Annotated in this window: 22 protein-coding genes; 6 read left to right on the forward strand and 16 right to left on the reverse strand. The window is 42.1% G+C overall.

Annotated elements, in window-relative coordinates:
* Positions 1–47 precede the first annotated feature (47 nt).
* The 7 genes from A2W93_09730 to A2W93_09760 all read right to left on the reverse strand — a co-directional run bounded on the left by A2W93_09730 (position 48) and on the right by A2W93_09760 (position 7,094).
* Positions 48–1,673, reverse strand: coding sequence for a hypothetical protein (locus A2W93_09730; protein ID OFY56136.1), 1,626 nt, complete (start codon positions 1,671–1,673; stop codon positions 48–50).
* Between the two features lie 18 nt (positions 1,674–1,691).
* Positions 1,692–2,705 (reverse strand): hypothetical protein, encoded by a 1,014-nt coding sequence (locus A2W93_09735; GenBank protein ID OFY56137.1) that lies wholly within the window; start codon positions 2,703–2,705, stop codon positions 1,692–1,694.
* 50 nt (positions 2,706–2,755) lie between these two features.
* Positions 2,756–3,346: a hypothetical protein gene (locus A2W93_09740; GenBank protein OFY56138.1), complete on the reverse strand. Its 591-nt coding sequence runs from the start codon at positions 3,344–3,346 to the stop codon at positions 2,756–2,758.
* 200 nt (positions 3,347–3,546) lie between these two features.
* Positions 3,547–4,071: a hypothetical protein gene (locus tag A2W93_09745; GenBank protein ID OFY56139.1), complete on the reverse strand. Its 525-nt coding sequence runs from the start codon at positions 4,069–4,071 to the stop codon at positions 3,547–3,549.
* 55 nt (positions 4,072–4,126) lie between these two features.
* The gene (locus A2W93_09750; protein ID OFY56167.1) at positions 4,127–4,348 is read right to left on the reverse strand and encodes a hypothetical protein; all 222 of its coding nucleotides are present in this window, start codon (positions 4,346–4,348) and stop codon (positions 4,127–4,129) included.
* A 162-nt stretch (positions 4,349–4,510) separates the two neighbouring features.
* On the reverse strand, positions 4,511–5,614 hold the full coding sequence (locus tag A2W93_09755) for a hypothetical protein (GenBank protein ID OFY56168.1): 1,104 nt from the start codon (positions 5,612–5,614) through the stop codon (positions 4,511–4,513).
* Positions 5,615–5,693: 79 nt separating this feature from the next.
* Positions 5,694–7,094 (reverse strand): hypothetical protein, encoded by a 1,401-nt coding sequence (locus A2W93_09760; protein OFY56140.1) that lies wholly within the window; start codon positions 7,092–7,094, stop codon positions 5,694–5,696.
* A 199-nt stretch (positions 7,095–7,293) separates the two neighbouring features.
* Here A2W93_09760 and A2W93_09765 point away from each other — a divergent pair, with 199 nt between their 5' ends.
* Positions 7,294–10,236 carry a hypothetical protein gene (locus A2W93_09765; GenBank protein ID OFY56141.1) on the forward strand — a complete coding sequence of 981 codons (2,943 nt, stop codon included), beginning with the start codon at positions 7,294–7,296 and terminating at the stop codon, positions 10,234–10,236.
* 8 nt (positions 10,237–10,244) lie between these two features.
* On the forward strand, positions 10,245–11,102 hold the full coding sequence (locus A2W93_09770; GenBank protein OFY56142.1) for a hypothetical protein: 858 nt from the start codon (positions 10,245–10,247) through the stop codon (positions 11,100–11,102).
* An 84-nt stretch (positions 11,103–11,186) separates the two neighbouring features.
* On the opposite strand, the gene A2W93_09775 is transcribed toward A2W93_09770, so the two are convergent.
* The 4 genes from A2W93_09775 to A2W93_09790 form a co-directional block, all read right to left on the reverse strand.
* The gene (locus A2W93_09775) at positions 11,187–11,582 is read right to left on the reverse strand and encodes a hypothetical protein (GenBank protein OFY56143.1); all 396 of its coding nucleotides are present in this window, start codon (positions 11,580–11,582) and stop codon (positions 11,187–11,189) included.
* A gap of 243 nt (positions 11,583–11,825) precedes the next feature.
* Positions 11,826–13,067 (reverse strand): hypothetical protein, encoded by a 1,242-nt coding sequence (locus tag A2W93_09780; GenBank protein ID OFY56144.1) that lies wholly within the window; start codon positions 13,065–13,067, stop codon positions 11,826–11,828.
* Between the two features lie 23 nt (positions 13,068–13,090).
* Positions 13,091–13,936 (reverse strand): hypothetical protein, encoded by an 846-nt coding sequence (locus A2W93_09785; GenBank protein OFY56145.1) that lies wholly within the window; start codon positions 13,934–13,936, stop codon positions 13,091–13,093.
* Positions 13,918–14,652, reverse strand: coding sequence for a hypothetical protein (locus A2W93_09790; GenBank protein ID OFY56146.1), 735 nt, complete (start codon positions 14,650–14,652; stop codon positions 13,918–13,920). The genes A2W93_09785 and A2W93_09790 overlap by 19 nt, the downstream gene beginning before the upstream one ends.
* A 142-nt stretch (positions 14,653–14,794) precedes the next feature.
* On the opposite strand from A2W93_09790, the gene A2W93_09795 reads away from it, so the two are divergent.
* Complete coding sequence (locus tag A2W93_09795) at positions 14,795–15,505, forward strand: transcriptional regulator (GenBank protein OFY56147.1); 711 nt, start codon at positions 14,795–14,797, stop codon at positions 15,503–15,505.
* Positions 15,506–15,835: 330 nt separating this feature from the next.
* The gene (locus A2W93_09800; protein ID OFY56148.1) at positions 15,836–16,654 is read left to right on the forward strand and encodes a hypothetical protein; all 819 of its coding nucleotides are present in this window, start codon (positions 15,836–15,838) and stop codon (positions 16,652–16,654) included.
* A 21-nt stretch (positions 16,655–16,675) separates the two neighbouring features.
* On the opposite strand, the gene A2W93_09805 is transcribed toward A2W93_09800, so the two are convergent.
* The 3 genes from A2W93_09805 to A2W93_09815 form a co-directional block, all read right to left on the reverse strand.
* Positions 16,676–17,059 (reverse strand): hypothetical protein, encoded by a 384-nt coding sequence (locus tag A2W93_09805; GenBank protein ID OFY56149.1) that lies wholly within the window; start codon positions 17,057–17,059, stop codon positions 16,676–16,678.
* Positions 17,060–17,118: 59 nt separating this feature from the next.
* The gene (locus tag A2W93_09810) at positions 17,119–19,254 is read right to left on the reverse strand and encodes an elongation factor G (protein ID OFY56150.1); all 2,136 of its coding nucleotides are present in this window, start codon (positions 19,252–19,254) and stop codon (positions 17,119–17,121) included.
* Positions 19,255–19,401: 147 nt separating this feature from the next.
* A complete protein-coding gene (locus A2W93_09815) occupies positions 19,402–19,941 on the reverse strand; it encodes a hypothetical protein (protein ID OFY56151.1) in 540 nt (179 codons plus the stop codon).
* 213 nt (positions 19,942–20,154) lie between these two features.
* On the opposite strand from A2W93_09815, the gene A2W93_09820 reads away from it, so the two are divergent.
* Positions 20,155–20,922, forward strand: coding sequence for a hypothetical protein (locus tag A2W93_09820; protein OFY56152.1), 768 nt, complete (start codon positions 20,155–20,157; stop codon positions 20,920–20,922).
* Positions 20,923–20,924: 2 nt separating this feature from the next.
* Complete coding sequence (locus A2W93_09825; GenBank protein ID OFY56153.1) at positions 20,925–21,944, forward strand: hypothetical protein; 1,020 nt, start codon at positions 20,925–20,927, stop codon at positions 21,942–21,944.
* A 75-nt stretch (positions 21,945–22,019) separates the two neighbouring features.
* Here A2W93_09825 and A2W93_09830 read toward each other — a convergent pair whose 3' ends face one another.
* Both A2W93_09830 and A2W93_09835 read right to left on the reverse strand, forming a co-directional pair.
* Positions 22,020–22,760 (reverse strand): ATP-binding protein, encoded by a 741-nt coding sequence (locus tag A2W93_09830; GenBank protein ID OFY56154.1) that lies wholly within the window; start codon positions 22,758–22,760, stop codon positions 22,020–22,022.
* A 12-nt stretch (positions 22,761–22,772) separates the two neighbouring features.
* Complete coding sequence (locus A2W93_09835) at positions 22,773–24,335, reverse strand: hypothetical protein (protein ID OFY56155.1); 1,563 nt, start codon at positions 24,333–24,335, stop codon at positions 22,773–22,775.
* Positions 24,336–24,340: the final 5 nt, after the last annotated feature.

Here is a 24,340-nt window from a genome sequence, read left to right on the forward strand (position 1 = left end):
CTTCAGAGCTAACCAAAGAGGTGTTGTTGACACAAGTTTTTTCCTATTCAGATTGCACAAACTTTTTGCTTTCTCCCCAAGAAATTGATGTGACCCCTTTTATAGGCAGACACGACAGGAAGCAAGGCCTGAGCAGTTTCGTTGTTGAGACGAATGTTTCCCGGTTCACTATCAAATGCGCTTAGGTCAATGCCCATGCGGAATGTAAGCTCTGGAGAATAGAACCAGCTGAAGTCACTTTTGATTGAACCCTGGTATATATGCGAGTCCCAGTAATCACTATTTTCTTTCCATATCTGAACAAAATAATTGTAACGACTGTAATAAATAGTTGTGTTACTAAACAGCTTGTCGTTGAAGATGTGGTTCCAACGCAGTGTTCCGAGGTTGTTGCTCCAGTTGATGCCCGATGTTCTTGCTGCAGATGATTTCACGAAATACTCGTCCCTGCCACCATACATGGTTAGAAAAATGCGGTTGTTGCGATTGATTTTAATATTCAGTTTTGAATTGAAATCGGAAAAACCCAGTATGAGATTTGAGTGGTTAAGAGATCTTGAGATCCAGCCGAGATTTGAAGTTCGTAATGCAACATAAAACGAAGAAACATTTTTTTTGAATGGCGCTTCAATGGCCAGTGAGTTTGCAAACAAGTTTGTACTGCCGTTCAGTCCGAAGCGCTCCATATTGCCATCCTTTAGCTGCATGTCAATTACCGACGACAAGCGACCTCCGTATTGCGCTGGTGCATCGCCCTTATAGATGTCAATATTTTTTACAGCATCCGGAACCATCGAAGTGAAAAAACCAAACAAATGCGAAGCATTGTAAACCGGCGCCTCATCTACCAAAATGAGATTCTGATCGTTTTTGCCGCCGCGTACAAAAAAATACGAAGACCCATCTCCCTGACTCTGAATGCCGGGTACAGACTGCAGACTTTTGATCGGATCCGCTTCGCCGGCAAAACCTGGCATCTGTTGTAACACAACCGGATTAAGGTTGATCATGCCTGCCCGCAGGTTGTCGCGCCAGTCTTCGTTGTCCTTATCCGAGACAATAACCACTTCCATCTGCAACTGCGACATGCTGAGCGGAACCGATATCTGCTCGTTTTTTTTCAGGTCAATCGGAACGATTTTTTTATTGAACCCCATGAAAGAATAGACCAGCTCATACTTTCCGGGCTGAAGCGAGAGAGAATAAAACCCGTAACTGTTTGCAATAACGCCCGTGGTAGTGCCGTTTATGTATATCGCTGTACCAATGAGCATTTCACCAGTAGTGCTGTCAGTAACATGACCACTGATGGTGTATTTTGTCTGATCTTCAGGAACCGCCTCCTGTTGCTTCTTTCCGCCTTTGAGCACCACCTGTTTTTCGACAATGGAGTAGGTGATTCCGAACGGTTTGAATAAGTCGTCAAGAACATTGCGCAGCGGTTTGTTGCGGCAGCTGACCGATACTTTTTCACCGAGCGGAATCTGGGAAGGATTATACGAAAAAAGAATTCCGGTTGTATTGTTGATCTCTGTTAGCGCCTGTCGCAACGTGACATCCGAAAGTTTCAGTGTGATTTTTTTATTCAGGTCCTGAGAAAATGAAAAGGTTACAGCGCCCAGAAACAGGGATGCAAGAAGCAGAAACCGTGTGATTGCTTTTGACCGGAACATGATACAAAAATATAAATATTATTCACATCCGTTTCCATTCACCAGAATCTCGTCGCCGCGCCTGGTTACTTTGAGATCGAGGGTTGATTCAAGCACTTTAAGTACGGATTCGAGCGTCTGGCCTTCGAAAGCTACGGTGAGTCTGCATTTGCCGATGGCCGGATTGACGAGTGTGATTTTCTGGTTGTAGGCCCGTGAAATGGTGTACACCACCTGATCGAGTCTTTCATCCTCGAATTTCATGCTGCGTGTATTCCAAACCATGAAATATTTTTCGTACTGCGTTGTGGTTGAAATTTTCTTTGTTGATGGCATGAATACAGCTTCTTCGCCCGGTTTGAGAATGGTTTTTTCTTCGGGCGTTTCCTTGTAATAAGCAGCCACACAACCTTCGATGAGAATGACCTGGACTTTGCCGCCAGGCGCATTGGTATTGATGTAGAATTTTGTTCCGAGCACTTCAACACGCAGATCTCCTGCTGATACAATGAAAGGTTTTTCAGCTTGGTGTTCCACCTCAAAATGCGCTTCACCATTGAGCTCCACTTCGCGTGTGTCGCCCGAAAACTCTTCGGGATATGAAATGCTGGATCCTTTGTTGAGCGAAATATTGGATCCATCGGGCAAGGTTGTTTGAAGCACATCGTTGCTGGCAAGTATTTCTATTGTAGCCGGAGTATCGAAAATAATTTGTTTCAACAGAAAACCAATTGTGAACAGAATAACAAGTCCCGCTGCAACACGCCATATCACCCGCATCTGGTTATTCTTTTCAGGAATAAAGGAAACAGATTTGCCACCCTGTTGCAACATTCTTTTCTGAATGATTTCCCATTCGGCGTCCAGATCAACCTTGCTTTCTATCATTTCCTGAACGACAGCATCGTTGATTTTTTTATGCTCGGCAAATAGTTTTTTATTCTCAGGGTCTTCGAGCAGCCAGGCCGAAAGCTCCGATATTTCCTTCTCGGTTGCATCTCCCGTCAGGTAACGGTTGATCAGGGAAATATAATATGTGTTATCAGAGTTCATTTTGTTTGCTGCTTCTTTTCTATTACACCGTAGACAATGTTTACCCTTATTTAGTTGTTGAAAAATCTGAACATTTCCTGAAATCCATACTGCATAAGCAAAAGCACAGGCAGATAAGGTCCAAGTCGCGACCTGAGATGCGCCAGTGCTTTCGACATCTGTGCTTCAACCGTTTTAACTGAAATCTGCAGACTATCTGCAATCTGTTGGTATTTCATGTTTTCGCTGCGGCTCAGCAGAAAAACTTCGCGGCATTTTTCGGGAAGCTCATTGATGGCCTCGTCGATTTTTGCCTTAAGTTCTTTGCCAAGCAATGCTGAATCGGCGCTTTGAGAGCCAGAGTCAAGCAGCTCTTCAAAATCAATGATATTCTTGTCGAATTTTTTGTTGTCGCGCAGATAATTGAGCGAGCGGGTATAGATGGTCGTTGTGAGATACGATTTCGGATTGCGGGCCATATCCATGCTGTCGCGTTTGTCCCACAGCATGATGAAAGCATCCTGTACAATGCTTCGTGCAGCATCCATATCTTTCACATATTTCATTGAAAAATACACCAGCCCTTTGAATTCCTTGCGGAACAAATCTTCGAAAGCTGATTTGCTTAATGTCTGAGCGATATTTACTGATGATCCTTCCAGAATGTCGGCTTTTGAACTTCAAATATATGTATTCTAAATAATATATGTGGTTTTATTGTAAGCGAAAATGATTTTTGGTGTTTTGTCAGTATTGAGATTGAAATATTGGATTTATCGTGGATCTTGCAGATTGATAATTCCGTACCTGAATTTCCTGCAACGTCAGATCCTTGACATACTCAATAACATCAACAAATGTTTTATAATTCGCCTTGAAATCTTAATGTCATCACATGAAAACTCAAGACCAATAACGCAAAAACAAACAAAACGAAAAACAATGTCAATATAGATCCGTAAACACGTCGTTTCTTCGGCCACTTCTTTATTTTTGAAAAATATAAAAGATATTGACTTTTTCTATTTGAAAGAAAATAATTCAAGGAGATAGATGCAATAAATCCAGAAGCCATAAAAACAATAAAAGAGGTGGTTGGCATATCTTTGACAATAGCGTCAAAGAAATTATTAAGAATGGCAAAGAAAATTATTACAAGTAAATGCATGAATAAGCCAGCTCGGTATGTACTTATGCCATTTGCAGGGTTTTCAAAAACCTTATCAATTTCTCCATTTAAATCATTGACTCCTTTTTTTTTGGATTGTTTTTTAGCAAACGGCATCAAATTCAAAAAGTAAAAAGGGTTCACAAACCTGAAGGCTATGTGAAACTTATAATCAGCTCTGTAAACGAAATAGTATATAGTATTCCAGAATGCTTTCATACTACTAAGCTATAAATATTTCAACAAAAAAGCCGCTCTTACAGCGGCTTTTGAATTAATATTCATCTTCGTTGAAGAAAAAGTCATCTTTTGTCGGGTAATCTGGCCACAGATCCTCGATACTTTCAAATACTTCCTCGTCGTCCTCAATTTCTTTTAGATTATCAATCAATTCCATAGGTGCTCCCGAACGAATAGCAAAATCAATCAGCTCTTCCTTGGTGGCTGGCCAAGGAGCGTCTTCGAGTTTAGAAGCAAGTTCTAATGTCCAATACATAATATCCTCCCTTTTGTTGCAAAAATTAAATATTTCAACGCAAAAAACAAGTTTTCCGACTTTCTTAGATACTTGGTCTAAAAAAGTCGGCAAATATATAAATTTTTATTCTGAAAAAACGACGTGAAGAAAAATAATATCGAAAGCTTCTTTTTCGATAGGTTAGGAATCCTTTAAAACCTTGTTCAATACTGCTAAGTACTTATCCTTGTTGGCAGCAACCGAAAACATTTTGTTAACAGCTTCTCTGGCGGCAGTTCCGATTTTTTGTCTTAATAATTCATCGCCAGCAAGTTCGAGGATTTTATTGGCCCAACCGTCAAAATCATTCACATTCACTAGCATGCCGGTTTCCCCATCACTGAAGGTTTCATTGTTTGTGCCAATTGCGGTGGCAATCACCGGAAGTCCGGCTGCCATGTACAAGAGCGCTTTTCCGCCCCGCTTTCCGTAAACCCAGGGCTCATCGGTGAGCGGATAGAGCCCAATGTCCATTCTCAGCAGATCGCTGGCTTCATCTTCGGCATACCAGGCTTTGGTTTCTACCGGAATCGCCGGATTGGCAAACCTGAAATCAACATCACCAGTAACCAGGACTTTGAATTTTAGATTAGAATTCAGCAATTTCTCAAAAACAGGTTCAATCGATTTTAGATATTTCGAGGTGCTATGGCTGCCACTGTGTCCAAGAATAATTTCTGTGTTTAACGAATAATCCGTTTTCGCCGTAAAGCGATCCACCTGAAGTGTAGTCGGAATATCCGAAACGCGTTTGTTGTATTTCAGCGCAAATTCTTCCAAGGCTGGCGTACTGGTAATCACATGGTCGGCCGACTTCATCAGATAAGACATCTTCTTTTTGCCCTTCAGGTTTTGCAACTTATGATTGGCTTCGCTGGAATGACCAAGAAATATCATATCGTCGATGTCATAGATCAACGCTTTAGAAAACCTTTTCACAAGCCACTCGAAAACAGGGAATCCAAGCGGTGTTACCCAGAGATGAACATATACAATGTCGTAACGACGAAGGCAAAAAAGGTTTGTGATCCGACGAAAATAACCGCACAATGTGTAAAAAGTCTTGGCCAGCCAGTGATTTGGCAAATAGATTATTTTCCAGAATTTCCTGTTGATAAAAGAAGATACCGTGATGTCGAACCCTGCTTTACGGAATTCTCCAAAATACTGCTCATACTTCAACCGCTGGCTTGGAGCGCAGTTTTCGGGGTAGGGACATAAAACCAGAATCTTCTTCACAATGATTGTATTGGCAAACAAAATTAGTAAAGTTGAGCGAAGTTTGAATGTAAAGCTGAGCGAAGTTTTAAACTTCGCTCAACCTTTATTTAACAGCCACATAACCTCCCGTTTTCTTACTGCCTTTGCGAACGATGTAGCCCTTTTTCAGCAGAACCCTTACATGACGGTCGATGGAGCCAAACGGAATTTGCAGCATAACAGACAAATCTTTTGCCATCAGACCCGGATGGGCGGCAACGGTTTTGAACACCAGCAACTGAGGCTTATTCAGTTCAGAATCAGTCGATCGTGAATAAACAGGATTGGAAGATCTATAAACAACTTCAGGCGAGTCGTTCACTGCGCTGTATCTCTGCGTGACTATAACTTTCTCAGGTTGTTTTTTCGTGAAAGTAACCACAAATGAATCTCCGACATGTTTCATAGTTACTGTTACTTCTCCATGTTTTTCTGTTTCACTCAGAATCCTTGGAAAACCGGATCCCCACGACTCAATCAGCCCTGTGTTGTAGAAGATTTCGGCCAGTTTCATATTTCTCGGCACTGATCTGCTTTCGTTGATGATTTCCTCTGGAGTCATGTCTCTGGGTAATTTACCGGGACTCCACACTTCAAGTCGGTCGTCGAAAATCCGGATCTGGATTTGGCTTTTATCGGTGTAGTCTCTGTGGACAATTGCATTCACAATGGCCTCCCTGAGTGCTTCGAGCGGATACTCCCATTTCTCAATTCTTTGCACTCCTCCGTCGAATTCCACGCCCATTCTGATATTTCGTCTTATAAAGGCCATGGCTTGTTCCGTTATTGCAAGTAGCCCGTCATCAAACAAGGTCATGTCGATAATGGTCACCATGTCGCTGCCCTTGAACCTGCCGGCTTTTACACAGGCATTGAAGTGTTCGGTGTTTTTGTCAGTAAAACAAAGATAGGCCGCATTGGTGAGTATTCCGCGATGTTCAAGTTTGTTTTCTTTAATGAAATTGACAATATTAAACCCGGGTTTTTTGGTTGCAATTACTTCCAAAACACGTGGGCTGATAGTGAGATCGGAGAGTTTTTCGCTACATACACTACTGTCGAAATCGGGTTGTTTGTATTTCAGCATTAAATCCCTGATTTCTGCCACTTTTAGTTTCACGTTGCTTTTCCCAACTCTTAAATAAGCTTTGCCGGAAACAAATACGGGCTTGTGCTCAGCTTCTTTGATGGTGATTTCGCAGATTTCAAATGGGCCGTGTGTTTTGACGACAATGGAGGGATATAGAGCTGGATCGCAATTTTCCTTGATTCTGGTGGTGAGCCTTTCAATGGTTTTTTTGCCGATTTCAATTTTAACGGGTTCGCCATCATCATTCATTCCAACGAGAACGGTGCCTCCTCTGCAGTTTGCAAAAGCGCACAATGATTCAAGGATTGCGGATTCTTCCGAAAAGCTTGTTTTGAATTCCATTTCTTCACTTTCTTTCATTTTCCCTCCTTTCAATTATAATTCATCACTATAATTCCACAAAGATACAATAATTCGTCTGAATACTTTCACAACACCCCCAACAATAACACTTTGATAACAATAACTCGTCATTAAAACTCGTCAATAACTGATGAATAAAGCGATGAATAAAATGACGAATAAAAGAGAGTTATTATTGTGGAGATTTATTATATTTGGAAAAATATTAATCATGAGGGGGTTATTATTCTTATCTGTATTTTTCTTAATACTGTCTGTCAGTGCGCAACAGTCTGTTTCAATTCATCAGTTAGAGTCGGAATATTATGCTTCGCATACCAACGCTGATACTATTGCGGCTGCCATTCCCAAGAGTTTGAAAAACACGAACTGCACATTGAATAAGCGTGTTTTTGGGTGGCATCCTTCTTGGGTGGGAAGTAGTGTTTCGAATAATTATCAATGGAATCTACTTTCTGATTTGTGCTATTTCTCGTATGAATTTAATGCCTCGACGGGCGCGCCTACAAACACTTATAATTGGGCTACTGTCGATGTGGTTGATTCTGCTCTGGCAAATGGGACAAGGGTTCACTTATGTGTGACGATGTTTTATCCAACCGACCATACAACGTTTTTTGGCAGTACAACGGCGCAGACTGCGTTAATCTCAAATCTTGTGAATGCTGTTGATTCACGTGGTGCTCATGGTATTAATCTGGATTTTGAAGGTGTGGCTAGTACTCATAAGGCTGCTTTGACAATATTTATTCAGCGTATCGCGGATTCGTTGCACACGCGTGTTCCGGGTGCTGAATTATCTATCGCAATGCCGGCAGTCGACTGGAGTCCTTCGGAATGGGATCTTCCGGCTATTATTCCGTATGTCGATCTTTTTATTTTTATGGGTTATGATTATTACTACGGTGGTAGTGGCACTGCTGGCCCGACAGACCCTCTGTATAATTTTCAGACAACGTATAATTATACTCTTTCAAAAACCATTTCTTATTATCTGCATAAAGGAGTTCCAAAATCGAAATTACTGATGGGTGTTCCGTATTATGGATTTCAATGGCGGACTTCAGCATTAACGGTGCCAGCGAGCACTGTTTCTGGAACTGATTCTTCAAGAACGTATAAAACAATCAGAAACAATTATTCAGGAAATTATTCAGCTGCCAACAGAGGTTGGGATGCCAACAGTCTTTCCAGCTACTGGGCATATTCCAATGCTGGATTAAACTATCAGGCCTGGGTCACCGATGAACAGGCCATGGACTATAGATTTGATCTGGTTAATATTCGGGACATTGGGGGAATAGGCATTTGGGCACTGGCGTATGACGACGGATTCACTGAGTTCTGGGATTTAATTGCGGAAAAGTTCAGCGATTGCTCGGTTGTTCCCTGTGCCGATACCATTTTCGACCTTGGCGGACCAAACCGTCCACATTACTCCTTCGAAGACTTTACCTATACTATTTCTCCAACTGGGGCAACGGGTGTGAGTCTGGCTTTCAGCTCGTTTGAACTGGAGTCCGGCTACGATTCTTTATGGATTTATGACGGACCCACAACCGGATCCTCGTTGATTGGCGGATATAGTGGCACTACGTCGCCGGGGACGGTAACTGCAACTGGGAATTCACTTACATTGCGTTTTTACAGCGATACGCTTACAAATTTGGCCGGCTGGAGTGCAATTTGGACTTGCTCAACAGATGATATTTTGCCAACAACAGCCATTAATGCGCCCGTCGGCTGGCAGACTGATGATTTTACTGTCGCATTTACCGATGCCGACAACAATGCACTGGATGAATCTTTCTGGCAGGTGCTGCATTTCAATGGTTCAGATTGGAAAGGCAACAATAAAGCTGGTTTCATAAATGAAAACTATAATTCATCTGTTCCTTCCGACTGGACTTCGTATCTGGGAAACTGGGTATGGGACAATGGACATCTTTTTCAGGCCGATTCTGCGCTGGGCAATACCAACCTTGCTATTCCGCTTCCGCAGGACAGTAGCCATGTGTGGCTTTATCACTGGCAGCTGAAGTTTGGCGCGGCGGATGCTACCAACAACCGGAGAATTGGTGCCCATTATTTCTGCAGCGATGTTTCACAGAGCAACCGCGAAAACAATTACATGGCGTACTTCCGTTTGGATAATCAACGAATTCAGTTGTATGAATATGTAAGTAATACTTACAACCTGAAGACAGATGTTGCCTATCCTTTTGTGGTAGACACCTGGTACGATGTTAAAGTGTTGTACAATCCGGAAACGGGATACAATGCGGCCTGGGTGAATGACGAACTTGTATCTTATTGGACCGATGCTACGCCCTTAAAGTCTGGAAGCGGGTTTTCTTTGCGTGTCGGAAATAGCAAAGCCTGGTACGACGATGTGAAAGTTTATCAAAGCCGTTCTGCATCAGAGATTGTGACGGTTGGTCCCGACTCGCTTGACATGGTTCAGTGGCAAAACCCCAATCCTTCAACGCCGTCCTGCAGAATTAAATCCATCGTGCTTGATAAGGCGAATCTGTTTTCGACATCTGTGGGTGCCGATGTGGATATTGATTACACAAAACCTGTTTCGCCTTCATGGGTTGGAGATGTTTATGGTCCGACGCAAAGCGACTACGACACATTGTATTATTCCGGAATTTTGCAGAATAATACAGCTTGCGCAGCATCGACAGATCCGAATAGCGGCGTTATGAATTATTTTTTCAGTATGGGTGCTTTTTGTGGCGACACCAGCAGTTACAATTTTGTTTCTTCGAACGACAGCACAGCCAACATTGGCGCGTTTACCAGTAATGGAATGTATTACACGGTTGCTTATTCTGTCAATGGTGCCGGATTGCATTCCGATACTATTTGTTCAGATGGAATTTATGTTGAGCAGTTGACTTCAATTGATGAATCAAGTACTGAAATAAAGGTTTTTCCGAATCCGGTCGAAAACATGCTCAATCTTGTTTTTTCTTTTGACAACAATTGCGAAATCAGAATTTTGAGTTCCGATGGTCGTTTGGTTATGCGCGCTGAAAGCGGTGTTGCTGATCTTGTTCAGTTGGATGTAAGTTTTCTGCAACCGGGCATGTATATGATTGAAGTGATAACAGAAAAGCCATTGCGCTCTGTATTTCTGAAAAAATAATATTACGGATGAAGATTTTTCTGTTATTAATTTTATTGTGTGCTGTAAACGTGCATTCTCAAACGGTTTCGGAAGGTATTGTGATCCCAAATACTTCTGAATATTTTTTGAAATCCGAAATTAATCATGTAAAATATCGGATTAGTATCTCCTTGCCATATCAGTACAATGATAGTGTCAACGCCAGATTTCCCGTTCTGTATTTCCTCGATGGAAACGTCTGGTTGCCGCTTGCAAGTTCGGTTTTGCAAAGTATAAATAAAACGGATGTTGTTGAACCGATCATCATGGTTGGTATTGGATATGAAGTGGAAACTTTTGAATATGATGTAGTACAGCGAACCTATGATTACACACCGACCCAGGATTTTTCTGCTGATTCTTCAATGTCGTTTCGTTATCAAACGCCAATCCGATCAGGTGGAGCAGACACCTTCCTGCTTGTGCTGGAGCAGGAAATAATTCCATTTGTTGATTCACTTTTCAAAACAACTGAAAACAGAACCATTGCCGGGCATTCGCTGGGAGGTTTGTTTGCAACATATGTTATGCTTGAAAAGCCGCGTCTGTTCACCAATTATCTTATTGCCAGCCCCGCAGTATGGTGGGACGAAAATATTTTGCTCCTGCAGCTTAAGGCGAGGGAAAATATGATCATGCCTGCTGGAAAAATATTTTTGGGAATTGGCAAAAATGAAACAAAGCGAATGAAAATTGCTGCGAAAAGCTTGAATAAATATCTGCGAAAAAATGTGAAAATCAAAAATACATATCGCTATGAAATTATCCCTGACAGCGATCATTTTTTCATGATCCCTTATGCGATTACGAAATCCCAGCTCTTTATATTTGCACCAGAAAAATGATTAAAAAAATCCCCGGCTAACCTCACGGTGCCGGGGCAAAATATAACCAACCATGATTTATTTTTCTTTCAAACCAATGAAAGATCAGTAAGATTGTACGCCAATGGTGTAGGATCCCGCTGAAAGGCTGCTGATATCAACCTTTGGGTCATCGGTAGTAGCTTCAACATGCATCAGGATTTCACCTTTATTATTAAGAATGTAAATCTGATCACCTTGTGAAGCGCCCGTTACTGTAATGGTTTTATAAACGGGGTTAGTGATTATTTCTTTTATTACCGGAGCTTTGAAAACTTCGCTGCAGGTGCAGGTAACAACGTCAGATTCTAATCCGGAGGTGTATGAGCGGGCAATAGTTTTGTTAATGGTACAGACAATGACCGGTCCCGTAGCTCCGGCTACTTCTGTGGAATCTTTTACATCGTCGATAGCTGCTGTGACCTGAAATGAGGCCAATAGCGCAGAAATTAAAAGGAACATTAGTGTTTTCATGACGCAGAGTTTTTTTGGTGTCGTTCGTGTTATAAAGTTAGTTAAGTGAGTGAGCGAAAACAACAGTTTTCTACCAAATTCGTTAGTATGACGTCATAAAACAGCATTTTGTTACACAATAGGATATATCGGTTGAAAAGGCCAGTTTGCACAAAATTCTCCGGTTTTGTGCATGAAAATGGGCGATTTGTAGTGATTGTCCAGACGGAAATTAGGTCAGAGTCTGTTAAATTACAGAATTCCGAAATAAATCCACAGGAGTATAGCTCCAAAAGATATGATTAATGTTAACAAAGTGACTATGATTCCTGACTTAAAAAATTCAAGAAAACGGATCTTAATATCGTGTTTCGATGCAGATTCAATTACAATAATATTTGCGACAGCACCAATGATCGTTGCATTACCCGCCAGCGTGGATGCCGATGCCAGGGCTATCCACAACATTTCGCTGTTTGCTTGCTGCATAAAAGGCAGAAATGCGACAGTAAAAGGGACATTGCTTACTATCTGCGAAGCCAATAGACTAATACCGTGAACTGCAGCCAGCCCGCCCGCATCTTTACTCAATGGATAAAACGACAATAGGTTTTCAAGTGCCCCGGAATTTTCAAATCCTTTGACAACAACAAACAATCCGGCGAAAAACAGGAGCAGTACCCAATCGACCTTCTTGATGACATTGCTGGGTTTGATACGGCCGACCAGTAATATAAGGGATGCTCCGGCAAGAGCAATGATGGGAATCGGCAACCCGAGCGGTTTCCCAATAAAGAAAAAAATGACGACCAGTACAAACACCGGAACTGACCAACGCATTTTGCGGAGCCGGAAACCAAAGGTGTGTGGTTGATTTATGACTTGTATTTTATTTTCAAAATCCTTTTTATACAACAGACGAATGACCGGAATTATTACAAACAGTCCAATCAATGAAACCGGTGCCAGCAGCCACAGAAAGCGTGCATAAGCAATTCCGCTGTTAATGCCAATCAGCATGTTTTGTGGGTTGCCGGTTATGGTCATTACTGAACCAATGTTTGACGAGAGGATGACCCCAATTAAATATGGAATCGGCTTTAATCCAGAATGTCTGCAAATTGCTATAACAATTGGCGTGAACATAAGTACAACCACATCGTTGACCATGAATGCCGATGCCAGTCCGGTCACAAAAACAATGATGGTGAGCAGTCTGCGCTGATTACCTGCAAGTCCCATGGTTTTCGCTGCAAGCCAATTAAAGAATCCATCGAGCTGCATAACAGCAATGATAATCATCATGCCCATCAACAGGGCAATGGTATTGAAATCGATGGCTGCGAGCGCTTCGGCTGGTGTTAAGACTCCAAAAATTACCATAGCAACCGCACCAAAAAATGCAGCTGACGGCCGGTCAATATTCACATAGGGCAGGCGCGTGAAAATGATACCCAGAAATGTTATGATGAATATTATAATGGCAGTTTGCATGAATGCAAAAGTAGTTTTTTTGCCTATTCGAGTGAATGAAAATCGTGGTTGATAGATTCAGAACCATAATTAATTTCGAGATACGACGAGCCATCTTCGTCGTCGTGGCACTGATCCATGATGATGTAATTTGTCGGTCCCAGCTCGGATTCATTGCGATCGTGATCGTGCCCGCCGATTACATAATCTACCTCATACCGGGCACACAGATCGAGTAAAACATTCACTTCTTCTATTGGCAAGCCAGATGTGGTGCCGAATCCGTCCTTAAAGACATTCAGATGTGTGGCAATAGTGATGTGACGAGCCGAAGAATGAAACGATTCAAGAACTTCCGTAAGCCAGTCCAGCTGCAAACTTCCGAGTGTGCCGCTGCCACTGTCGAGAATAATAAAAACGTCATTTCCTGCGGGAGTACTTACAACAAAATAATATGACGATGCACCGAAACGTGGAAAATACTCATCCCAGCCACCGAAATACAAATCATGATTTCCCGGCGTGAAAAACCAGTTGACGGAATCAGCTGTATTCATGAGGGTCTCAAGAGTGTCATAACTTTCAGGGTGACCGCGCGTGATATCGCCCGCCACAACCAGAGCGGCTGCTGACGGTGATTTTGCAGCATTGAGAACAAGGTTGAATTCTTCATATGTTCCGATATGAGTGTCGCTGCAAAACAAAACTGAATAATCGGAATCCGGTATCAAAATTATCTGAAACGGATGTGTGCTGCTCCATTCCTGCGACATTTCGAAACGCTCATTGGCATTGTATTTCGAGTGAAATGCGCCGGTTTCATCGAGATCGTGAAAACAGGATGCGAGCGAAACGGGAAGCAATAGAATGATTATTTTCCACTTTTCCATACCAGGCCTCCTTTCACAAAGAATCCATAATATTGAGCTTGCAGATTGGCGCCGCCAGACTGTTGTAGCCAGCATTCCGCATACAATTGCATCGATTTTGAAATATTATTTTCGTATCGTCCGAACAGCATAGGCATCGTTTCCTGATTGAAGAAAAATCCGTTGGTATTGCTGAATCCAATTCCGATGTTCCATGGATGATCTGTTTTTTTCAAATGGTAAGAAAAACAATACAAAAAGTTCCGCCATTCCTTTTTTATCGCTGTTCCCGCACTATCGGCTTCAGGCCACTGTTCGAGCGCTTTTCCACTGAGCCGCCAGATGCGGGAATTATTTCCGATCATAGCTCTCAGGTGATTGTTTTCAGTACTGAATTCCACGACCAGATTCAGTTCGCGGATATATTCCGAAAACGGCCTGCAGAAAAAACCTCCGTAAAGCTTGTATTCGTGCTCTTTGACGATCATTTTCCTTTCTGCATTTATTGTCCACACATCGAGGATTGTATTTTGCGGATTCAGCAGCGCCAGTTCGGTTCCAGCCCCCAACGTCCAATTGTTTATTTCATATGATGGACAGAGCGCCAGATTAAGAAATCCTTCCGGTTTGGTTTGATTTTGCCCCGATGTCAAGGCTGATTCAATTTCCAGCTGGCCTGAAGCATAGGATGCAATAAACAAAAGTAATGTCAGACAGATTGTTTTAAGAACATTCATGCAAATGGTTTGTTTACAAAAATAAGGAACTTCTGATTGACAGAAACATGCGATTCTCAGCTTATTATGAAATAAATGTGAATACAACTATGAATTTGGAATTCTTTTTTTTAATTTTGCGCTTCATCTCAAAATCAAAACTATGGGACGCGCGTTTGAATATCGTAAAGCCAGAAAATTCAAAAGATGGGGCAATATGTCCCGCATGTTTACCCGTTACGGCCGTGAGATCACCATGGCTGTGAAAGAAGGCGGATCGAATCCTGAATATAACACCCGGCTCAGGGCAATCATTCAGAACGCCAAGAGCGACAACATGCCCAAGGAAAATGTTGAGCGCGCCATAAAAAAGGCCACCGAAAAAGATACGGCTGATTACAAGGAAGTATCATTCGAAGGCTATGCTCCTCATGGAATTGCCGTTTACGTTCATTGTGCGACCGACAACAATACCAGGTCTGTGGCAAACATCCGCAGCTATTTCAATAAATGCAACGGAAGCATGGGCACCAATGGTTCGGTAAGTTTTATGTTTGATAAAAAGTGTGTATTTATTTTTAAGGATACAGGTCAGGATATCGAAGAACTGGAGCTCGAGCTCATTGATTCTGGCGCCGAAGAAATCTTTAAAAACGAAGACGGCATACAGGTCTATGGCGATTTCGGCAGCTTTGGAACACTCCAGAAGGCCATTGAGGAAAAAGGATTTGAAATTACCAAAGCCGACTACGATTATCTGCCAAATGTTGAGCTGAAACACCTCTCACCCGAAGAGCAGGCCGACGTGGATAAACTCATCGAAAAGATTGAGGAAGACGACGACGTGGTGCGGGTTTATACGACTATGGCATAGCGCACAGGGCACAACGCACAGCGCATGGTACATGGAAGCATGACAATGCACTAGATATTCAACCTCTCTGCGTCGCGGAGAGACCTGAGTGCGTTGAATAAGCACAAACACGATGCAAAGCACAGATGGCTCTGGGCTCAACGTTACATAATTAATGTTTGACCTAACAGTAATTATTAAGCGCTGAAACCCAATGTCACCATAGTATTCTTGTCACGACTGTCACGTTTGTCACGCGTAACGCCTGTAACGCGTAACGTTTGTAACGACTGTAACGCTTGTAACGAATAAATCATTTTGTTTTCTTTACTTTGTACAAACGCTTTCAACATGACTGAGCAATTCCTGACTTTCAACAATAAAAAACTGACATACGCCATCCATGGCTCCGGGCCAGCTGTGATGCTGATTCATGGATATACTGAATCAAAGGAAATATGGTTTCCGATGGCGCAAAAGTTGGGCGAAAAATATACGGTTGTAATGCCCGATTTGCCCGGCCATGGTGGCAGCGATGTGATTGAAAATCTGTCGATGGAAATCATGGCGAAGCAAATGGATGTATTAGCCGATAAGCTGCAGTTGGAGCGGTTTACGATGATTGGTCACAGCATGGGCGGCTATGTAACGGCTTGTTATGCCGCTTCGAACGAGCACCGTCTGAATGGATTTGGTTTTTTTCATTCAAGCGCACGCGCTGATACTACAGATGGAAAAACAAATCGTGAGCGAGTGATGGACATTATTGCAAACGATCACGGAGACTCATTTATAAACATGTTTGTGCCTGATTTGTTCTTTGAAGGTAATCGCGAAAGACTGATGGATGAAATAAAGATTATTCAGCAGCGCGCACTCAAAATCAGCAAGCAGGCATTGATTGAATCGCAGAAAGCCATGGCTGCGCGGATGGGGTATATTGATCTGATAGCCGATACAAAACTTCCGGTTTTATACATCATTGGCAAGCAGGACAATAAATCGGATTACAATCTGGTGCTTGCACAGGCAGCGCTTGCAAAGCGGGCTTTTGTACTCTCACTCGACGATTGCGGGCACATGGGATATCTCGAAAAATTCGACGATTGCCTTGCTGCCCTTGAAGGATTTTTGATGGCGTGTAATGTAAATTGCAGAGTCGTTTCATGAAACGTCTCTGCAATTATTTTATCAGCCGAAATTAATTTCTTTGATTTCAAAAATATTTCCCGCTTTGTCTTTGATATAGCGACCGGTGCGACCGTTGTCCTTCTGAAATTCGATTACATTGTATCCTTTTTCCTTGGCTTTTTCAACAAGACTTTCGGCTTTCCAGTACTCGAGTGCCAGATGACTCATGCTGCCTGATTTTTCTTCGGGGCAGACCAATAATTCAATAATCAGCTCGAATTGCTTCATGCGCACAACTTCAATCAGGTTGCATATTCCGAAAACATTTTCTGCCGTTTTATTGTTCAAATCAAAACGGTTCAACTCCTGAAAACCAAGAATATCACGATAGAAATCGTTGATTTCATTTTTGTTCTGAATATGAATTCCTATATGACGCAGCATAACATTGCTATTTAAAAAAAACACCCTGCCATGACAGGGTGTTTCGGTATTTATAAAAACTATTCTTCGTCTTTTTCCTGATCTTCGTACGTTTTGAGCAGAATGGTCTGAACATCGGTTGGCACCTGTTGGTATTCGGCCATTTTCATAGTATAGGTTGCTTTTCCCGAAGTGAGTGAACTAAGCGCTGTTGAATAACGGTTCATTTCGGCCAGCGGAACGCGGGCTTTAATTTTCTGATAGTTTCCTTCGCTGTCCATGCCCATTACAACAGAACGTCGGCCCTGAAGGTCAGTCATTACATCGCCCATGCGATCGGAGGGAACCATGACTTCAACATCATAAATCGGCTCGAGGATCTTTGGACCTGCATTTTTGAAAGCTTCTTTGAACGCCTGTCGACCAGCGAGCTTGAATGAAAGTTCATTTGAATCAACCGGGTGCATCTTTCCGTCATATACATAAACAACGATGTCGCGGGCATAAGATCCTGTGAGCGGACCTTCTTCGATTTTTTCCATGATACCTTTCAGGATGGCAGGCATAAAGCGTGCATCGATGGCACCACCAACAATACAGTTGTTGAAAACGAGTTTTCCACCCCATGGTAAAATATGCTCATCCGATCCACGAACAGGAAATTCAGTTACCCAGCTCATGCCTTCACGCCATGGTTCGACCATCATGTGAACTTCGCCAAACTGTCCGGCGCCACCCGATTGTTTTTTGTGGCGGTACATTGCTTTGGCAGGTTTCGTAATGGTTTCGCGATAAGGAATTTTAGGAGCATACAGTTCCACCATAACCTTCTCAAGGGATTCCATATGCCATTTGGCAGCGTTCATGTGCATTTCGCCCTGACAGCTGACAATGATCTGCTTAAGCTCTTTCGAATATTCTACAAGAATGGTAGGATCAATTTTTTTCAATTCATTCAATACAGCACCAAGCTTTTCATCGTCCGAAGCATTCTGCGCTTTAATGGCGGTACGGTATTTTGGTTCCGGATATTGAATAGAAACGATTTCTTCGTCAGAATTTTTCGGATTGTTGAGCGTTTCGTTTGTTGAAGTGTTTTTCAGTTTCACAGTAGCTACTATGTCACCGGCTACAGCTTTTTCAAGTTTCTCACGGTTTTTACCGGCAACGGCAAAAATCTGGGTGATACGTTCTTTGGTGCTGTTGAGACCGTTGACAACATCCGATCCTTCGGAAATTTCACCGGCTGCGATTTTGAGGAAACTGATTTCGCCCAGGTGCTGTTCAATGCTTGTTTTGAAAACAAATGCACAGAAAGGATCAGATGATTTGTAATGATATTCTTTTCCGCTTTTCGATTTCATTGGAACACCCTGAAGCGGTGAAGGTCCAAACTGAGCAACGAATTCCATCAGGCGGCCAGTACCCATATTGTGTTTTGAGCTGGCGCAAAGCAATGGAAAAATATTACGCTGAATGATACTTGCGGCAAGACCATTGACGAGTTCTTCCTCGCTCAGGTCGCCGTTTTCGAAGAATTTTTCCATCAATGCTTCATCTGATTCAGCTGCAGCTTCAATCAAAGCAGTGCGCATTGCATCGGCTTTGGCTTTTTCGCTTTCTGGAATATCAAGTACTTCCGGTTTACCACCGTTAGCGGGATATTTATAGAGTTTCTTTGTGAGTACGTCAACAACAGCGTTGAATCCAACGCCCGTAGCAACAGGGTACTGAACAGCAATCACTTTGTTGCCAAACTGGCTCTGGAGCTCGCGGAGCACCTCGTCGAAGTTGGCTTTTTCGTGATCAAGCTGGTTCATGACGAACATCACCGGCTTGTTCATGCGGGTAAGATTGCGCCAGCTGATTTCGGTGGTAACTTCAATACCGTTCTGGGCATTGATGAGCATCACAGCGAGGTCGCTCACAGTGAGAGCTGCAAGTACTTCGCCTACGAAATCGTCGAAACCCGGAGTGTCGATTATATTAATTTTCTTGCCGCTGTATTCGGCATACAGAACGGTTGAGAAAACGGAATTCTGTCTTTCGAGCTCTATTTCACGGTAATCCGAAACAGTGTTCTTGTCTTCAACAGCGCCACGGCGGTTAATCACACCACCTTCAAGCAGAAAACACTCGGCCAGAGTCGTTTTTCCAGATTTGGCACCGCCAACCAGTGCGATGTTGCGGATATCTCCAGTCTGATACACTTTCATATGTTGTTCTGATTTAAATTTGTAACGATTTCAATTTAAAAGGAGCACAAAAATATGAATTTATTCGGATTGACAACATTGGAAAGCGTAAATATGAAGAAATTAGGAAGAAAAGGACTGTCTCGAATTTCGATTCTCTGATTTTTACTACACCAACTCCGATAATTTCAGCGTTGTATTTCTATTTCTGATTGTCATCATCCGGTATTCGGGCAACGCAATTATTTTCGGCAAGCGGCTCTGCGATTCCTTTTCAATCAATTTTGAAAAATACAAAACGCCATGGCCGGCTGCCGCGCAATCCACACCTTCCTTTAAAGATATTTTTGGAAGCAATGTTTCTGCGTTTATTTCGGGATCGAGAAAGGCAACATCGTATTTGAATAATGCGGGCTCAGCGCCAAACCAAAGTGGTGCGTTTGTGACCACGTTGCGGAGTTGTTCAGCGGAAAGCAACACAAGCGGAATGTCGGTACCCATATATTTTTTCAGGTTGATTGTAATTTCCTTTTTGATTTTTGCAACATCAGAAATTTCGCAAGAAAACATCACATTGCCGCTCTGGATATACGTTTCGACATCTGAAAAATCGCATTGTTCAAACAAGGATTTGAGATCTTTCATCGGAATCACATTCTTTCCGCCGACATTGATGCCGCGGAGGAGAGCAACATAGCGGGTTTTCATGCTTTGTGCAGTTATATTTTGCAATCAAAGATATTCTGTTTTCCGGATTTTTCTGAGTAAAGAGAATCTAAAAAGCACCGTATTTCTTACTGAGTTTGTGCAGATGTCTGCATCAGCTTTGCAACGACTTGGGAAAAATAAATAATAAATTAATTTGGGGGATTGCATTTTGCTGATTAAGCGACTATATTTGTGCTGTTAACTTAATCAATTATGAAAATATTTCCATGGTTGCTTTTTTTAATTCTGTTTTATCTGAGTTTTACTCCGATAATTGTAAACGCGCAAACTGCCCAACTGCAAAACGGTTTTTCATTACACGAACCAGTGCTGAAAAATATTTTTGATATAAATTATTCAGACAGTGTTCAAAGTCATTTTGCAATAAAAATAAATCCGTTGCAATGGTTATGGGATGACATTCGAATTGGATTTGAATATCCTCTATTTCGTAAAGTTTCTCTGGAATTAAAGATTGGCATAAAAAGCTCTTCATTAAATCTCTGTGAAGAGAAGTATAAATACTCTTTTTATAATGACAGTACTGGGTTAAATGAAGTGCTGAAATACAACAGCACTGGATTTAATATTGGATTAGCTACAAATATCTATTTTAATAACTCCCTGTATCTACAACTATTTCTTTTTTACAAAAGATATAAATATATTTTTGCAGATGAATATCAATGGTATAGTGGGCCATATAGTTATATCCCAGAATATAATAATGAACGAGCCGATTATAATAAATCAGTCATTGGTTTTGAGTTGTTATTTGGAAAAGTATTCTGCAAAAACAAATTTCTGATTGACATTTATTCGGGAATTGGAATTCGGTATAAATGGCGTGAACTGATGGGCAATAATTATGATTGGATATATGGAGTGCCTGATTTTCACAGATCAAAGAAAATGGTTCTGCCAACTGCTCACCTTGGAGTTAATATTGGTTGGACATTTAAAAAAACTAAAAAACAATAACTATGAAAATTAGGCTTGTTATTTTTTGTGTTTTTTCTATTGCCTTTGTTGAGATAAATGCTCAGCCAGCAATCCATTTTAATACGCAAAAGGAAAAATACTGGCTTTATAAAGAAGGATTAAAAAACTTCATGATTTTCTCACAGGACGAAAGTGAGTTTGGATGTGATATTCCTGCAAGGAATAGAGATGCCAATGACGTAGTACGTTGGAGTGATGAAGCTCGTATGATTGGGTATTATATTGCAACTCTTTCCATGGAATACGATCTACAGATAAAATCTGGGTTATCTTCAAATAGCCCAGAAGTGGAGCAAACAAAAAAAGAATTGTTTTTTGCGTTAGAGGCAATTAATAGACTTGATTGGGAAGCAGAACAATCCTGGGACTGTTCTGCATGCATTGGTGATGGATTTTGTGAAGATAATATTAATGGTTTTTTTATCCGGGATGATGTCCCTAGAGATTTTGAAACTAATCAAACCTACATCGATAAATTAAACGAATCCTGGGTGCCTATTCACGATGGACATAGAGTTAAATGTATTGCATCATCTTATATTGCTTATGTGAAGCACGGGTCTGAAATGAGTCAAGATCATTTGGCATTTTTATTTTTAGGGTTTGCATGCGTAAAGCATTTTTTACCAGAAAACGAAAACTACATGAATAAGATATTTTCAGATGGAAAGAGCTCAACTCGATCATTTGTTAAAGAAGTTCAAGAAATCACAGTGAGAATTATTGACTATCTCGTATTGCATGATTGGACTTATTGGAATATATGTGAAAGCAGATGTGTGCATGGTGTTAATAATGAAAAAGATGAAAATGTTTGTTTTGCAAATGAAAACGGCTCTCATACAGGTTCTCTTTGTGAAAGAGGAGGTGCAAATGCTTTTTATCACGCTGTTGGATTTGCCGCTTCCGCAAAATTTATAACAGAAGGAAGTATTTATGAACAACACGCGATTAATGTGTTAAATAGTGTATATTCATATTTACATAATAATTACTGGTGATTATTCCGGTGATTCAGCGCCACCATTCCGGTGCAATCGGCGCCACCTGAAAGGGGGCGGATTTGTGATGCAATATTAGTCAATTTTTTCTGATTTTTTCTTTCGAAGCGATTCACCTTTGAGCTCAAAGCGATGAGCATTGGCTGACAATCTGTCCATAATAGCATCGGCAATGGTGTCTTCAGCGATGTAGGTGTACCATTTTTCGACCGGGAGTTGCGAACAGATGAGTGTTGATTTCAAGCCGTACCGATCTTCGAGCATCTGAAGAAGAGCCAGACGAGTGACTTTGTCCATGGGGTGTAATCCGAAGTCATCGAGTATGAGCAAGTGCGTCTTCTCAATTTGGTTGAGCATTTTAATATAAGTGCCATCAAGTTTTGTTTGTGCAATGCGTTCCAAAAAGCGCGTCATGCCGAGGTAAAGTGTCTTGTAGCCCATCGAGCAGGCTTGCCTGCCGATGGCGCAAGCCAGATAACTTTTTCCGCAGCCTGTAGCGCCTGTAATCAGTATGTTTTCGTTTCGTTCAATAAAACTGCAATCAGCAATTGCCATGAGTTTTTCCTGATGAAGATTTCGGGCAGAGCTGCACTGTACCTGTTCCAAAACCGCATGGTAACGTAGTTTGCTTTGTTTGATGTACGTTTGAGTTTTCAGGTGTTGCCGGTGTTGCATTTCTGCTTCGGAGAGCCTGGCCACAAGTTGATGGAGTGTTGGTTGCTGTTGTACAGGCATTGTCAGGATGGCCTGATAAGCATCGGCCATGCCCTGTAGTTTAAGCTCCCGGAGCCGATCTAATGTGATTTGTGTGTTCATAATATTTGTGTGTTAGTGATAAGCCTTTGCACCTCTGATGTTTTCGTGATCCGGTATGGATGAAAAAAGCTGTATCTGTTCTTCGTTTTGCTTGTCGAGATTATTTGTCAGAATGTTGCTTACCAGCCCGTAGGTTATCCGTGGTGCTGTCAATGCACGTCTGCAGGCCATTTCGAAGCGGTCCGATCCATACTTGCCAGATAGCCTGAGCAGCCCAAGACAGGCGTTATATGTTTGTTCGGTAAAAATCTTTGATTGTAGCACCCGGGCCATAACCTGCGAAGAGCACTCTCCGATTTCCCTCGATCTTTTCAAAAAGTAATCGGCGTCCCAGCCCTTTGTTTGCGCGTATTTCCGGTGTTTCTCCGGCATATGTTCTTCCATTGTGCTGTATCCGTGATTGCGCGCATTGCGCTTGTGCACCGCTATCCGAGCCAGGTTGATATAAATTTCAACTTCATTCAGGTCATAAATAATCTTTACATTCTTTCCGATATATTGCCATGGAACGCTGTACTGATGCCAGTCTTCGCCCAAAATAACATGGTAGTTCTTCTGTACTTTTGCCTTTGCTACATGTTTGATAACAAAGGATTCGGCCGGCAATGCCCGAAGGAGCGGTTTTTCTTCTTCCTCAAAACGTTCCAGACGGCTGTATGAGTGCTTCTGCATTGGGGTGGCATGGTGCCTGTCCAGGCAATCAAGAATCGAATAATTCAACTCTTCAATGCTGTGAAAAACTTGATTGCGTATTGGCGCATATACACGCATGTACGCGATATGAACCATGTTTTCAACGCTGGGCTTGTCTTTGGGTTTTGCCACGCGGGTGGCCGTTAAATCGATGTTGTAGTGCACTGCCCATTGCTCGCAGACGTCTGAAAATAACGGTTCGTACCGATTGCTTTTCTTAACGTACTGTCGCATATTGTCGCTCAATGCCACTTGCGGCACTCCTCCAAAATAGCTCAGGCAGCGGCCCAACGCAGCAAACAAATATTCCTGCCCGGCCGACGGCAATGCTTCAACATAGCTGTAGCCGCTATACGGCAACACGCACACCAGTACCGGGCAGCTGATGATTTCCCCTGTCGATGGGTCAACATACGTAAGCGGCTTACCTGCAAAATCAATCTGAAGCCTCTCTCCTGGCCGATGTTCAAAATGCATCGTGGCTGCATTCTTTCGTCCAAAAGCCGACAGATGCTCGCAAAACTGTGAGTAGCTGTAGCCTTCCGGAACTTCTTCTTTGTACTCCTGCCACAGTCTTAGCCGCGTTACGCCTGTGCGCTTTAGCTCTTGCTGGATCTTGTCGATTCGTTTTATAAAGTCGTCATACCTTCCATCTGGCACTGCATCTTCTTTTCCGGAATATAGTAGCATTCCAAGCTCTTCATCGTTGAGCTTGAAAAGTTGCGAAATAATCTTTCCGGACTGTTCTATCCGCATCACATAGTCATCAATCGTATGCCGCCCTGATTGCAGTACTGATGCGATCTTTCGCTTCGAATAGCCCTTCTCCAATAATTGTAATATGCGTCGGATCTGTAACATTGTAATAGGTTTTCTTGCCATCGTTC

The sequence above is a fragment of the Bacteroidetes bacterium GWF2_43_63 genome (assembly GCA_001769275.1).
GTDB lineage: Bacteria > Bacteroidota > Bacteroidia > Bacteroidales > DTU049 > GWF2-43-63.